Source organism: Streptomyces marincola (genome assembly GCF_020410765.1).
Taxonomy (GTDB): Bacteria; Actinomycetota; Actinomycetes; order Streptomycetales; family Streptomycetaceae; genus Streptomyces; species Streptomyces marincola.
Genome location: NZ_CP084541.1, coordinates 226,595 through 239,154, shown reverse-complemented (window position 1 = coordinate 239,154; position 12,560 = coordinate 226,595). Strand labels below are relative to the sequence as shown.

Genomic DNA, 12,560 nt, shown 5'->3' with positions numbered 1-12,560 from the left:
AGCACGTCCGTCCGGCGTGGGGGCGCCGGCCCCCGGCGATGTCATCCCCTCGACGACTCCGAGTCTTCCGCCGTTCGCCCGGGGCTCGCCCGCCCGGGTAGGAGGCGCCCATGAGCGCCGAGTCGCTGCCTCGCGAGTACCACCTGGTCACCCGCCCGCGGACCATCGCGCTCGGGGCCACGGGAGTGGGGCTGTTCCTGGTCGCGGTGACGCTGTGGGCCACCGGGGACACACCCCCCGCGCTGCAAGTGGTGGTCCCCGTGCTGTCCGCGGCGCTCTTCGCCTGGCAGGTGGTCGCCCTGCGCCGCTCCGGGACGTACGTCGACCTCGACGGCATCCGGGTGCGCGGCCTGCTGGTGACGAGGCGGCTGCGCTGGGCGGAGCTGAACGAGATCCGCGCCGAGCCGAACGCCGAGGCGTCGCCGCTGTTCGGCGCTCCGGCCGACCTCGCCTACGCCTACGCGCGGGACGGCCGCCGGATCCAGCTGCTGTACTTCGACGGCAACCAGCCGGTCTTCCGCCAGGAGGTCGAACTGGTGCGGCACGCCTGGGAGGAACTGCGCGGGCCGCAGTGGACGCCCTCGCCGGAGGCCGACGCCGCCCAGGTCCGGCGCCGCCGGCTGCGGCTGGTGCTCAACGCGGTGGGGCCGGCGGTCGTGCTCCTGACGCTGGCGTTCTTCCTGTTCGTCGGCTGACCGGACGGCGCCGCGGCCGGCTGCCGGCCGGCCGGGCGGCGGTGGTGGGTGGCGGGAAGGACCCCATTACGGCTGCTACAGGGCCAGGCGCAGCACCTGCTCGTGGTCGAACACCTCGCCGGTCTCGGCGAAGCCGTACCGCACGTAGAAGCCCAAGGGTGAACCCTTCCCCGGCACGACGCTGGTCACCAACTCCCGCGCGTCCGGCCGGGACCTCAGGTGCTCGGTCACCGCGTCCAGCGCCGCCCGCCCGTACCCACGGCCCTGGAACCGGCCGTCGATCAGCATCCGCCACAGGTAGAACGGCCAGGGGACGTCCGGATTGCCTTCGGCCACACCGTCGGCGAGCAGGACGAATCCCACCGGCCGCTCCCCGGCGTAGACCGCTCGCGCCCAGGGCGCGAGTTCCGGGTGCTCGGCGGCCTCGCGCAGCGAGGAGGCCACATCGTCGACGAAGCCCTCCTGTCCGGCGGCCACCCGCAGGTCCAGCACCGCAGGTCGGTTGAGGTCGGTGATCACGCGCAGGGTGACGGGTTTGGTCATCCGGCCACCCTCGCCAGACGGTGCCTCCTCGTCAACAGACTTCCCGTCGCGGCGCCCTACCCCAGCGTTGACCGTTCCGATCGAAATCTGACCGGCTCCGGCCCCGCCAAGAGCGTTCACGGAATTCCGGTCAGAACCTGCGCTCAGTGTCGGACTGGCGGTCCGCCCAGATGTACGTACACACGTACTCGTTCTGCCAACCGGGCAGGGTGACGGCCACGCGCCGCCCGGCACGGCACCCGCGACGGCGCGTCACATCACAGGGCGGACCTTGCCTGCTACGGCACTATCAGTGCCCCACCCGGCGCCAGTCCGTCACCGGGCCGGGGTCCGTGTGGTCCGCGGGAGTGACCCAGAAGGCCCTGCCCAACTCGGCGCTGAACTGGGCGCCCGCCCGGCCGTCACCCGAGGAGCGGCCCGTCAGCCGCCGCCCGACCCACGGCAGCAGGTGCTCGCGGGCGAACCGCAGATCCGCCCCCCGCCGCGCCACCCAGCTGCCGGGCGCCGTCAGCGGCAGGGGCGTGTCCCAGTCGAACGCGGGCTCGTGGCCCAGGTGCTGCCACACCGCCTCGGCCACCCGCTGGTGGCCCTCGGTCGTCAGGTGCAGCCGGTCGTCGGCCCACAGCCGCGGATCGCCGAGCGCCCGCGACGCGTACAGGTCGACCACGTGCGCGCCGTACCGGGCCGCGAGCGTGTCGATGAACGAGAACAACGCCTCCATCCGGCCCCGGTAGCGCTCAAGCACCGGCCCCCTGCGGCCCGGGCTGCGCATCAGCACCAGCCGCCGGCAGGCCGGCGCGAGCCGGGCCACCGACTCCTCAAGCAGCCCGCAGACCTCGGCCATGTCGCAGCGCGGGCGCAGCACGTCGTTGAGGCCGCCGACCAGCGTCACCAGGTCCGCGTCCATCGCGGCGCCGGCCGGCACCTGCTCCTCGGCGATCTGCCGCATCAGCTTCCCGCGCACGGCGAGGTTGGCGTACTGGAACCCGGCCCTGCGGGCCGCGAGCCGCTGCGCGAGCAGGTCGGCCCAGCCCCGGTAGGTGCCGTCGGGCAGGAAGTCGGACATTCCCTCGGTGAACGAATCGCCCAGGGCGACGAAACTGCGGATCTCCGGTGCACTGTCCATGGCACCCGCCATCGTAACCAGCGGCGGGCCGGGGCACCGGCCGGGCCCGGACGCGGCAGCCGCGCCCGGGCCCGTGCGAGCGGAACGGTCCGGCAGCCCGGCCCGTTCGCGGGTCAGGAACCGAAGTCCTCGGCCCGTTCCTCCTGTTCGTCCTCCGCGATGTGCATGGCCGCCTCCTCGGCCGCGGCGGCCCCGCCGTCGATGCCCACGTCGGAGGCGGCGATGCCGTCGGTGCGGCGCAGGGTCTCGTTGTCGTCCCTGACCAGGCGGCCCGCCCGGTCCTCGCCCGACAGCTCGGCGGCCAGCGGCTCGCCCGCCATGCCCGGGTGGTCGCCGATCCCGTCGCCAGGCGGCGCCGAGACGTCGGGCACCTCCTCGGACAGCCGCTCATCCAGCGTCTCCCGCTCGCGCTGCCCGGCCGCCGTGGTGGCGGGGTCGTTGACGGCCAGCGGTTTCTCCGGCGGCGAGTAGCCCTCGTCCAGCGTCTCGTCCTGGTCCTTCTGGCCGAGCGCGTTGTCGAGGTCGACGTCCACCGGATCGTCGCGGGTCTCGTAGTCGGGCGGCTGGTACACCTCGTCGCCCATGATGTCGTCGTCGAGCGCCGCGTCGGGCGCCCCCGACCTGTCGTCGGACATGCCGCCCTCCCTTCGGTTCAGGCTGCCGACGGGCCGGAACTGCCCGCGAACAGCACATCGGCCAGTTCGTCGTCCAGGGAGCCGCGGACCTTGCCCGCCAGGGCGCCGACCGTCGCCTCGTCGGTCACCTCGACGACGCAACGCGCCTCGTGCACCGCCTTCGGCAGATCCGCGCCCGACCGCTGGGCGACCCGGTCGAAGAACTCCTCCCGGCTCATCCGCACCCCGGTGGCCGGCAGGTCGGGCGCGTACGCCACCCGCAGCAGGTGCTCCCCGATCTCGCGCGGCAGTTGCGCGGCGAGCTTCTCCGCCAGCGACGGCGGAATGCGCTCGGCAAGGGTCTCAAGGCTCGCCCTGGTGGCGGCCTCGGCCGCGCCGCGGCTGTCGAGCCGGGCGCGGTTCTGAACCTGTCCTATGAACTCGTCGTGCTGCATGATCGCCTCCCCTCGGCTCGCGGCTCGGGTTCCCGCGCACCCGCGGGCAAAACCGGCCGGCGGCGGACCGGCGGGTCCGTGCCCCGCACGGGCCGGCGGCTCAGCGGCCCAGGACGGCCATGGCCGCGTTGTGCCCGCCGATGCCGCTGACCCCGCCGCCGCGCACCGCGCCGGCCCCGCACAGCAGGACGTTCGCGTGCCGGGTCGCCACGCCCCAGCGCGCCGGGCCCGTGGAGAGGTCGGCGTCGTCCTCGGCCCACGGAAAGGACAGGTCCCCGTGGAAGATGTGGCCGCCCGGCAGGGCCAGGTCGCGTTCCAGGTCGAGCGGCGTGCGCGCCTCGACACAGGGCCGGCCCTCCGCGTCGGTCGCCAGGCACCCGGCGAGCGGCTCGGCCAGGTGCTCCTCGAACGCGGCGAGCGTCGTCGCGAGCAGTTCCCGGCGCACCGCCTCGTTGCTCCGGCCGGGCGAGCGGAACAGCCGGGCCGGCGTGTGCAGGCCGAACAGGGTGAGCGTCTGGAAGCCCTCGGCCGCCAGCTCGGGCGCGAGGATGGAGGGGTCGGTCAGCGTGTGGCAGTAGATCTCGCTCGGGGGCGTCGCGGGCAGGTCGCCCGCCGCGGCCTGCCGCCTGGCGGCCTCCAGTTGCCGGTAGCCCTCCGCGACGTGGAACGTGCCGGCGAACGCCTCCCGCGGGTCCGCGGCCGGATCGCGCAGCGCGGGCAGCCGCCGCACCAGCATGTTGACTTTGAACTGCGCGCCCTCGGCCGCCGGCGGCGGGGGCTCGCCGAGCAGCGCGGCCAGGACGTGCGGCGAGGCGTTGACCAGGACGTGCCGCGCGCCCACCGCGCGCTCGCCGGCGAGCCCCGCCGTGTCGCGGAAGGCCACCTCGGCGGTCGTGCCGTCGGTGGCGACGGACGTCACCTCGTGCCCGGTGCGGATCTCCGCGCCCGCGGCGCGCGCCGCCGCGGCCAGCGCGTCGGTCAGCGCCCCCATGCCGCCCACCGGGACCTGCCAGGCACCGGTGCCCTGCCCGATGACGTGGTAGAGGAAGCAGCGGTTCTGCGCCAGGCCGGGGTCGTGCGCCGACGCGAACGTGCCGATCAGCGCGTCCGTCAGCACCACGCCCCGCACCAGGTCGTCCGCGAACGTGTCCTCGATCACCTCGCCGACCGGTCGCTCGAACAGCGCCTCCCAGGCCGGCCCGTCCCCGAGCGCTGCCCGCAGCGCCGCGCGGGTGGGCAGCGGCTCGGTGAGCGTCGGGAACACCCGCTCGGCCACCCGGGCCGTCATCGCCTGGAACCGCCGCCAGGCCGCGTACTCGCGGTCCGAGCCGGTCAGCCGCGCGAGGGCCGCGCGGGTGCGGTCCTCGCCGCCGCCGATCAGCAGCCCGGTGGGCCGCCCGTCGCGCACGGCGGGCGTGTAGGAGGAGAACGGGCGGGCGCGCACGGCCGTGCGCACGCCCAGGTCGTCCACCACGCGCCGGGGGAGCAGGCTGACCAGGTAGGCGTATCGGGACAGGCGCGCGGCGACGCCGGGGAACACCTCGTCGGACACGGCCGCGCCGCCGGTGCGCGCCGCGCGTTCGAGCAGCAGGACGCGCCGCCCCGCGCGCGCGAGGTAGGCGGCGGCGACGAGTCCGTTGTGTCCACCGCCGACGATCACGGCGTCGTACGTGCTGGCGACCGGCATGCCCCCTGCCTAACACGGGAGCCCGCGTCCGGCCAGGGGCACGGCCGCCCCCGGCTCCCGCAGCGGCCCGCCCGACGACTCCTGCGGTGTCAGCGCGCCGCCGTAGGGTGGGTGCCGACCGCTCGACGAAAGGAGCCCATGCCCGACGACCCTTCCCCCGCCGGTGGCGCGCCGCCGGCCCCCCGCGTCCGCCGCATCCTGCGGCTGTTCCGCCCCTACCGGGGCCGTCTCGCCGTCGTCGGCCTGCTGGTGGGGGCCTCCTCGCTGGTCGCCGTCGCCACCCCGTTCCTGCTGCGCGAGATCATCGACGTGGCGCTGCCCGAGCAGCGCACGGGCCTGCTGGCCCTGCTCGCGCTCGGCATGATCGCCACCGCCGTGACCAGCAGCGTCTTCGGCGTCCTCCAGACCCTGATCTCCACCACGGTCGGCCAGCAGGTCATGCACGACCTGCGCACCGCCGTGTACACGCGGCTCCAGCAGATGCCCCTCGCGTTCTTCACCAGAACGCGCACCGGCGAGGTCCAGTCCCGCATCGCCGACGACATCGGCGGCATGCAGGCCACGGTCACCTCGACGGCGACGTCGCTCGTCTCCAACCTCACCGCCGTGGTCGCCACCGTGGTGGCGATGCTGGCCCTCGACTGGCGGCTCACCCTGGTCTCGCTCGCGCTGCTGCCCGGCTTCGTGTGGATCGCGCGGCGCGTCGGCCGGGAGCGCCGGCGGATCACCACCCAGCGGCAGCGGCAGATGGCCGCGATGGCCGCGACGGTGACCGAGTCGCTCTCCGTCAGCGGCATCCTGCTGGGCCGCACGATGGGCCGCGCCGAAGCGCTCGCCCAGGACTTCGCGAGCCAGTCGCGGCACCTGGCCGGTCTTGAGATCCGGGCCAGCATGGCCGGCCGCTGGCGCATGGCCACCATCGGCATGATCATGGCGGCCATCCCCGCCCTGCTGTACTGGTCGGCCGGCGTGATGTTCTCCCTGGGCGGCACCCCGCCCTCGATCGGCACCCTCGTCGCGTTCGTGACCCTCCAGCAGGGGCTGCTGCGGCCCGCGGTGTCCCTGCTGTCCACCGGCGTGGACATCCAGGCGTCCCTCGCGCTCTTCCAGCGGATCTTCGAGTACCTGGACCTGCGGCCCGACATCACGGAACGGGCGGACCCCGCCCACCTCGACCGGGCCCGCGGCGAGGTCGCCTTCGAGCACGTGACCTTCGCCTACGACCCGGCGGGGCCGCCCGCCCTCGACGACGTGCACCTGACCGTCCCGGCCGGCGGCTCCCTCGCGATCGTCGGCCCGACCGGCGCGGGCAAGAGCACCCTCGGGTACCTGGTGCCGCGGCTGTACGACGTGACGGCGGGGCGCGTGACGCTGGACGGCGTGGACGTGCGGGACCTGAGCTTCGACAGCCTGGCCCGCGCCGTCGGGGTCGTCTCCCAGGAGACGTACCTCTTCCACGCCTCGGTCGCGGACAACCTGAGGTTCGCGAAGCCGGACGCGACCCGCGAGGAGATCGAGGCGGCGGCCCGCACCGCGCACATCCACGACCACATCGCCGCCCTGCCCGAGGGCTACGACACGGTCGTGGGGGAGCGGGGGTACCGCTTCTCCGGCGGCGAGAAGCAGCGGCTCGCCCTGGCCCGCACCATCCTGCGGGACCCGCCGGTGCTCGTGCTCGACGAGGCGACCAGCGCGCTCGACACCGCGACGGAGCGCGCGGTGCAGCGGGCCGTCGACGCGCTCGCCGCGGGCCGCACCACCATCACCATCGCGCACCGGCTGTCCACGGTCCGCGACGCCGACCAGATCGCCGTTCTCGACGGAGGCCGCGTCGCCGAACTCGGCACGCACACCGAACTGATGGCACTCGGCGGCCTGTACGCCGGCCTGGTCGCGCGGGACGCCGCCATGGACCCGGACGGCGCCGAGCCCTCGCCCGCGCTGTGAGCCGCGCCGGGCGCGCGCCGCCGGGCGCACACGCCCGGCGCGCGGCTCAGCGCAGCCGGCCCGCGCCCGCCAGGTCGTCGAACACCGCGTGGTCCACCGGCGCCGTGCGGTGCCGGTCGGCGAACGCCAGCCACGCGATCTCCTCGATCTCGCCGCTCGCCCGCGGCTCGCCCTCGTGCCGCGCCGTGTAGCAGGCCATCCGCACCAGCGTCCCCTCCGGGTGGCCGTCGGCCTGCGCGGTGTAGGTCCCGACGTGCACGGCCGACTCCGGGTCGAGCGTCACCGCGAGCTCCTCCCGCACCTCGCGGGCCAGGGTCTGGACGTCGCTCTCGCCCGGCTCGCGCTTGCCGCCGGGGATGTAGAACAGCTCCCTGCCGCGCGAACGCGCCCCCAGGATCCGGCCGTTCTCCACGAGTACCCAGGCCACGGTGTCGATGAGCCGCGTCACTGTCCGTCCCCTCCGCTCCCTGCGGCCGTGCCGCACCTCCCGCGCGGGGGCGTCCTCTCGTCCCCGGCGCCGCACGATGATGTCATGGACGAGGGAGGGAACGATGGACCATCCGGAGCACCGCGGCCACCCGCCCGCCCCCGGCGGGTCGTTGTGGCTGCACCCCGATGACGACCTGGCGCCCAACCGGCCGGGCGAGACCCTGCACGGCCAGGTCGCCGCGCTGCCCACCGGGCGGCTGCGCGCCGCCCGCGACCGCCTGCTGCGCAGGTCGGCCGACGCGGACGCCCTGCGGGCCGCGCTGCGCGCGCAGCAGCGGGCCGGCGCGGTGCTCGACGCGTTCGGCCCGGCCGGCTGGCGGGTGCTGCACTCCGTGCCCCTGCCGGGGGGAGCCGACCTCCCGCACCTCGCCATCGGCCCCGGCGGGGTCTTCGCGATCCGGTCGGTGCCGCTCGACGGGGCGCGCGTGGAGGTGGGCGAGGACGTCGTGCGCGTCGACGGCCGCCGCGCCGAGCCGCACGTGCGGCTCAGCCGCAGGGCCGCGACGCGCGCCGCCCACGCGCTCGGCCGCGCCCGCGGGCACCCGGTCGGCGTGCGCGCCGTCCTGGTGTGCGTGGCCGCCCACCGGATCACGGCCGGGGAGCAGCCGCGCGACGTCGAGGTGCTGGACGAGGCCGCGCTCGCCGGGCTGTGCGGCCGTGGGGGCGTGCTCACACCGGCCGGGGTCGAGGCACTGCACTCCGCCGCCAGGGACCGCGGGACGTGGCGGCACGCCTGAGCCGGCGTCCGCCCGCCCGCGGCGGCGGGCCGTTCACTCCGTCAGCCCGCCCTCGGCCACCACCCGCCGCGGCCTGACCCGCACCAGCAGCTCGCCCGGCGCCGCGTTGCGCGCCCCGAACTCCCGCGCCCGCTCCTCGCCCATGTACCGGCCGCCGATCCGCGTGGCCCACGTGCGCAGCGCGTCCGGGTCCTCGCTCAGCTCCGCGTCGCCGCGCACCATCACGTACCCGAACGGTGGCTCCTCGTCGTCCACGCAGACGCACACGCGGGGGTCGCGCCGCAGGTTGCGCCCCTTGACCGTGTCCGCGCCGGTCGTGAGGACCAGGTCCTCTCCGTCGACCACGAACCACACCGGCGAGACGTGCGGCGAACCGTCGGCCCGCACAGTGGCCAGCTTCGCCGTCCGCGTGCCCGTGCCGAGGAAGCGCAGCACGTCGTCCTTCGTCATCCTGTAGCTCATGGGGCCATGCTGGGTCATTCCCGGGCGCGCCACCAACGGGCGGGCAGGCCGTGCGGATGAGCCGTGGCCAGCACCTCCTCGGGCCCGGTCCCGCACCGGACCGTCAGGCGGAAGTCCGGCTCCCCGGCCCCGGGGCCGGTGTCCGCGTCGTCCTCCCGGGGCTCGAAGGCGATGACGGCGAAGCCCGCGTCGGGCCCCGACGCCGCCGCGAGCCGGTCCAGCTCCCGCCGCACCGCCCGCCACTCCTCGCGCGGCACGTACTGCCGCATGATGGAGTGCCACACAACGGTCAGCGTGCCCGGCTCAAGCTCCACCCCCGACAGGAACTCCGCCGCCCCGGCGGCCTCGACCGTCGCGGGCACCTTCGCGGCGATGCGCAGCGCCCCGTCGAGGCGCTTCAGCCGGCGCGGCTGGTCGGCCCACACGTAGGAGCGCAGGGCCAGCGAGCCCTCGGCGGACAGGGGGTCGATGGGCGAGGGGTCGCAGCCGCGCCGCTCCACGATCCGCAGCGCCTGGTGCCTGGCGGCGCCCGCGGCGAGCCAGTCGGGCACCCCGCCCTCCCAGGCGTCCGTGAGCAGGACCGGCGAGTCCACGGGCCCCCACGCGTAGCCGTCGGCGGCGTAACGGAACTGCTCCGCGCGCAGGTTGAGGCCCGCGCTCGACCCCAGCTCGAACAGCCGGACCGGCAGCTGCGCCGTGGGCACCGCGTACAGCAGCCCGGCGAGGAGCAGGGAGGCGCGCCCGACCTCGTTGGTCTGCGGCGGGCGCTCCAACCAGCCCGCGATCCACTCCCGTTCCGCGTCGACCGCCTCCCGGAAGGCCGCCCACGCCTCGTCCGCGTGCCGCGGCTCGGGCGCCTGCCCGCCCGCGCTCGGGTAGTGGGCCGCGAGCGCGGGCGCCCGGCCCGTCAGCGCCAGCGCGTGCACGGCGCCGAACAGGCGCAGGGGCAGCGCGTCCTCGGCCGCGGTGTCCACATGGCCCGCCAGGACTCGCGCGCAGGGCCCGCCGTCGCGGACATCGCCCGCCGCCCGCGCCATCAGCGCCGCGTACAGCGGGGAACCGAGGCGCTCACAGGCCCGTGCCTGCCGGACGAAGATCTCGGCGACGTGTTCGCGGGGCATCCATACTCCTCCCAGGGGGTGTCCACGATCATGGGGTCCTGCGGGGGGCCAGTGGAAGACCTGCCAGGGGAATATGCCGTGTGATATTCCACCGGTCCGGTCGCCGTCCTGTAACCCGTGCCCGGGATGGGCGTGCTCATGGCATGCCCGGCGGCCGGCCCGGGCGACGCCGGCGCGAGGGCTCCGGGCCGGGCGCGAAGGCCCCGCCTACGATGGGGAGTCATGAGCGCTCCCCACATCGTCGTTTTCACCCGTACCACCGGCTTCCGGCACGACTCGATCCCGGACGGCGTCGAGGCGCTGCGGCAGCTGGGCGGTGAGCACGGCATGCGCGTCACGGCCACCGAGGACCCCGGCGAGCTGGCCGCGGCGCTGCCGGGCAGCGCCGCCGTGGTGTTCCTCTCGACGAGCGGCGACGTCCTGACCGACGACGCGCGCCGGGCCCTGCGCGGCCACCTGGCGGACGGCGGGGGCTTCATGGGGGTGCACGGCGCGTCCACCACCGAGTACGGCTGGCCGTGGTTCGGCGAGGACTGCGTCGGTGCCGTCTTCGACGGGCACCCCGAGCTCCAGCCGGGCGTGGTCGTGGTCGAGGACCACGACCACCCGGCGACCGCGCACCTCGGTGACCGCTGGGAGTTCACCGACGAGTGGTACAACTTCTCGGTCAACCCGCGCGGTCGGGTCCGCGTGCTCGCGACGGCGGACGAAACGACGTACACCGGTGGCCGGATGGGCGTCGACCACCCCCTCGTGTGGTGCCACGAGCTGGCCGGCGGGCGGTCCTTCTACACCGCGCTCGGCCACACCTCGGAATCGTTCGCGGACCCGGATTTCCGCCGTCACCTCCTGGGCGGCCTGACCTGGGCGGCCCGGCTGGCGTGACGGCGGGGCATCCTCACTCCCGTGCCGCGAGCACGGGTGCGGGCCCGCCGCGCGGGTCCGGTTCCCGCGCCCCGCGTGCCGCCTCCGCGGGCCGGCGCCGACCGGGGAGCGTGGCCAGGGCGACCCCGCCGATCAGCAGGAGCGCGGCGGGCCAGCGGGCCGCGGAGACCTGCTCGCCGAGCAGCAGCGCGGCGGCGCTCATCCCGAACACGGGGACCAGCAGCGAGAAGGGCGCCACCCGCGACGCGTCGTAACGGCGCAGCAGGTACCCCCACGCGCCGAAGCCGAACAGCGTCGCCCCCCACGCCACGTAGGCGACCGCGCCGAGCCCCGACCAGCCGAGCCCCCGCAGCGCGTCGACGTTCGCCTGCGGCCCCTCGACGAGGACCGAGAGCAGCGCGAGCGGCACGATGGGCACCAGGCTGACCCACACCATGAAGCCGAGCGCGGACGCGGGTGCCGCCCTGCGGGTGAGCACGTTGGACACGCCCCAGAACGCGGCGGCGGCGATGACCAGCGCGAAGCCGAGCACCGGGCCGGACAGGCCCTCGTCCACCGCCGCCACCGTGACCCCGGCCGCCGCGACGGCCATGCCCGCCACCCGGCGCCCGCCGGGGCGTTCGCCCAGCACGGCCATGGCGATCAGCAGGGTGAACACCGCCTGGCTCTGGAGGACGAGCGAGGACAGCCCGGCCGGCATTCCGGCCTCCATGCCGACGAACAGCAGACCGAACTTGGCCACGCCGAGCGCGAGCCCGACCCCGACGATCCACCGCCACGCCACGTCGGGGCGCGGCAGCAGGAACACGGCGGGCACGGCCGCCACCAGGAAGCGGAGCGCGGAGAAGAGCAGGGGAGGGCAGTGTTCGAGACCGACCTCGATCACGACGAAGTTGACGCCCCATACGGCGGCGACGAGCACGGCGAGAAGCAGATGGACCGGACGCATGGCTGAAGCATCCCGTGCGCCCGACCGGGTACACCAGCGAAACTTTCTTGCCTGAACGCTTCAGCAGCGCTGAACTGTGCGGTGGTCGGCGGACCCCCGGGAGCCCACGGGCGCCGGCCGGATGTCAGCCCTCGTCCGGCTCGCCCGCCGGCTCGCCCAACTCGGTGAAGAGGGTCAACTGGAGCGCGCCCGGGGCGTCGAGACGGGAGTTCAGCGAGTTCCAGGGCGTGCGCGTCGGTTCCGCGATCACCTCGGCCCCCGCGGCGGCGAGTTTCGACGTCATGGCGGTGGAGTCGTCGACCTCGAAGGCGACCCGGATGGGTCCGGCCACGCGCCGCCCCACCTCGACCTCGTCGATGAACGCGGCGTGGTTCGGGTCGGTCAGCTCCAGCGTGGCGCGGCCGGCGTCGAGGATGGTGACCCGGCCGCCGGGCGAGGAGAACGCGCCGCGCTCGGTCAGCCCCAGGACGTCGCGGTAGAAGTGCAGCGCCGCGTCGTAGTCGGCGGCCGTCACGACCAGACGGAGTTCGCGGACGGGGTTGGAGTCGGTCACAGGGGGCTCCTCACGGGTTCGCATGTCACGCCGCCAACGCCCGGTCCCCGCACGCGGTTCCCGGCCCCCGACCCGCCAGGTCGCGGCGGTCGTGCCCACCACCGGCCCCCTGGGTGGGCGCGAACCCGGCGAGCAGCGCCCCGGCCACGCGGGAAGCGGTGGACCACGCCTGGCCCCACCGCGGTGGAACGCCGGGCGGCAGCCCGTGGCGCAGCACGGGAGCCGTCGCCAGGACCGCCGGGGCCGATTCCGGCGGCCGGGCGGGCGGGGTGCGCCTTCCGCCGTCGCGGCCGTCGT

At 75.4% G+C, this 12,560-nt stretch carries 14 protein-coding genes; 4 read left to right on the top strand and 10 right to left on the bottom strand.

From position 1 onward, the window contains the following. Positions 1-110: 110 nt before the first annotated feature. Positions 111-695 carry a PH domain-containing protein gene (locus LC193_RS00970; protein WP_226070357.1) on the top strand — a complete coding sequence of 195 codons (585 nt, stop codon included), beginning with the start codon at positions 111-113 and terminating at the stop codon, positions 693-695. A gap of 75 nt (positions 696-770) precedes the next feature. Here the strand turns inward: LC193_RS00970 and LC193_RS00965 are convergent, their stop codons facing one another. The 5 genes from LC193_RS00965 to LC193_RS00945 all read right to left on the bottom strand — a co-directional run bounded on the left by LC193_RS00965 (position 771) and on the right by LC193_RS00945 (position 5,120). Then, positions 771-1,238, bottom strand: coding sequence for a GNAT family N-acetyltransferase (locus tag LC193_RS00965; protein ID WP_226070355.1), 468 nt, complete (start codon positions 1,236-1,238; stop codon positions 771-773). A 289-nt stretch (positions 1,239-1,527) separates the two neighbouring features. After that, positions 1,528-2,364 carry an SGNH/GDSL hydrolase family protein gene (locus tag LC193_RS00960; protein ID WP_226070353.1) on the bottom strand — a complete coding sequence of 279 codons (837 nt, stop codon included), beginning with the start codon at positions 2,362-2,364 and terminating at the stop codon, positions 1,528-1,530. 113 nt (positions 2,365-2,477) lie between these two features. After that, a complete protein-coding gene (locus LC193_RS00955; protein ID WP_226070351.1) occupies positions 2,478-2,999 on the bottom strand; it encodes a DUF5709 domain-containing protein in 522 nt (173 codons plus the stop codon). Between the two features lie 17 nt (positions 3,000-3,016). After that, positions 3,017-3,433, bottom strand: a complete 417-nt coding sequence (locus LC193_RS00950) for a DUF2267 domain-containing protein (RefSeq protein WP_226070349.1) — start codon at positions 3,431-3,433, stop codon at positions 3,017-3,019. A 100-nt stretch (positions 3,434-3,533) separates the two neighbouring features. Next, positions 3,534-5,120, bottom strand: a complete 1,587-nt coding sequence (locus LC193_RS00945) for a phytoene desaturase family protein (RefSeq protein WP_226070347.1) — start codon at positions 5,118-5,120, stop codon at positions 3,534-3,536. A gap of 138 nt (positions 5,121-5,258) precedes the next feature. Here LC193_RS00945 and LC193_RS00940 point away from each other — a divergent pair, with 138 nt between their 5' ends. Further along, a complete protein-coding gene (locus LC193_RS00940) occupies positions 5,259-7,067 on the top strand; it encodes an ABC transporter ATP-binding protein (RefSeq protein WP_226070345.1) in 1,809 nt (602 codons plus the stop codon). Between the two features lie 46 nt (positions 7,068-7,113). Here LC193_RS00940 and LC193_RS00935 read toward each other — a convergent pair whose 3' ends face one another. Continuing rightward, on the bottom strand, positions 7,114-7,515 hold the full coding sequence (locus LC193_RS00935) for an NUDIX hydrolase (RefSeq protein ID WP_086161750.1): 402 nt from the start codon (positions 7,513-7,515) through the stop codon (positions 7,114-7,116). 103 nt (positions 7,516-7,618) lie between these two features. Here LC193_RS00935 and LC193_RS00930 point away from each other — a divergent pair, with 103 nt between their 5' ends. Then, on the top strand, positions 7,619-8,293 hold the full coding sequence (locus LC193_RS00930; protein ID WP_226070343.1) for a nuclease-related domain-containing protein: 675 nt from the start codon (positions 7,619-7,621) through the stop codon (positions 8,291-8,293). A 33-nt stretch (positions 8,294-8,326) separates the two neighbouring features. On the opposite strand, the gene LC193_RS00925 is transcribed toward LC193_RS00930, so the two are convergent. Both LC193_RS00925 and LC193_RS00920 read right to left on the bottom strand, forming a co-directional pair. Next, positions 8,327-8,755 carry a PPOX class F420-dependent oxidoreductase gene (locus tag LC193_RS00925; protein WP_226070341.1) on the bottom strand — a complete coding sequence of 143 codons (429 nt, stop codon included), beginning with the start codon at positions 8,753-8,755 and terminating at the stop codon, positions 8,327-8,329. 14 nt (positions 8,756-8,769) lie between these two features. Then, positions 8,770-9,876 (bottom strand): DUF2332 domain-containing protein, encoded by a 1,107-nt coding sequence (locus tag LC193_RS00920; RefSeq protein ID WP_226070339.1) that lies wholly within the window; start codon positions 9,874-9,876, stop codon positions 8,770-8,772. A 222-nt stretch (positions 9,877-10,098) separates the two neighbouring features. Here LC193_RS00920 and LC193_RS00915 point away from each other — a divergent pair, with 222 nt between their 5' ends. After that, complete coding sequence (locus LC193_RS00915; RefSeq protein WP_086161754.1) at positions 10,099-10,761, top strand: ThuA domain-containing protein; 663 nt, start codon at positions 10,099-10,101, stop codon at positions 10,759-10,761. Between the two features lie 13 nt (positions 10,762-10,774). Here LC193_RS00915 and LC193_RS00910 read toward each other — a convergent pair whose 3' ends face one another. Both LC193_RS00910 and LC193_RS00905 read right to left on the bottom strand, forming a co-directional pair. Further along, a complete protein-coding gene (locus tag LC193_RS00910) occupies positions 10,775-11,710 on the bottom strand; it encodes an EamA family transporter (RefSeq protein WP_226070337.1) in 936 nt (311 codons plus the stop codon). A gap of 124 nt (positions 11,711-11,834) precedes the next feature. Then, complete coding sequence (locus LC193_RS00905; protein WP_226070335.1) at positions 11,835-12,263, bottom strand: VOC family protein; 429 nt, start codon at positions 12,261-12,263, stop codon at positions 11,835-11,837. Positions 12,264-12,560: the final 297 nt, after the last annotated feature.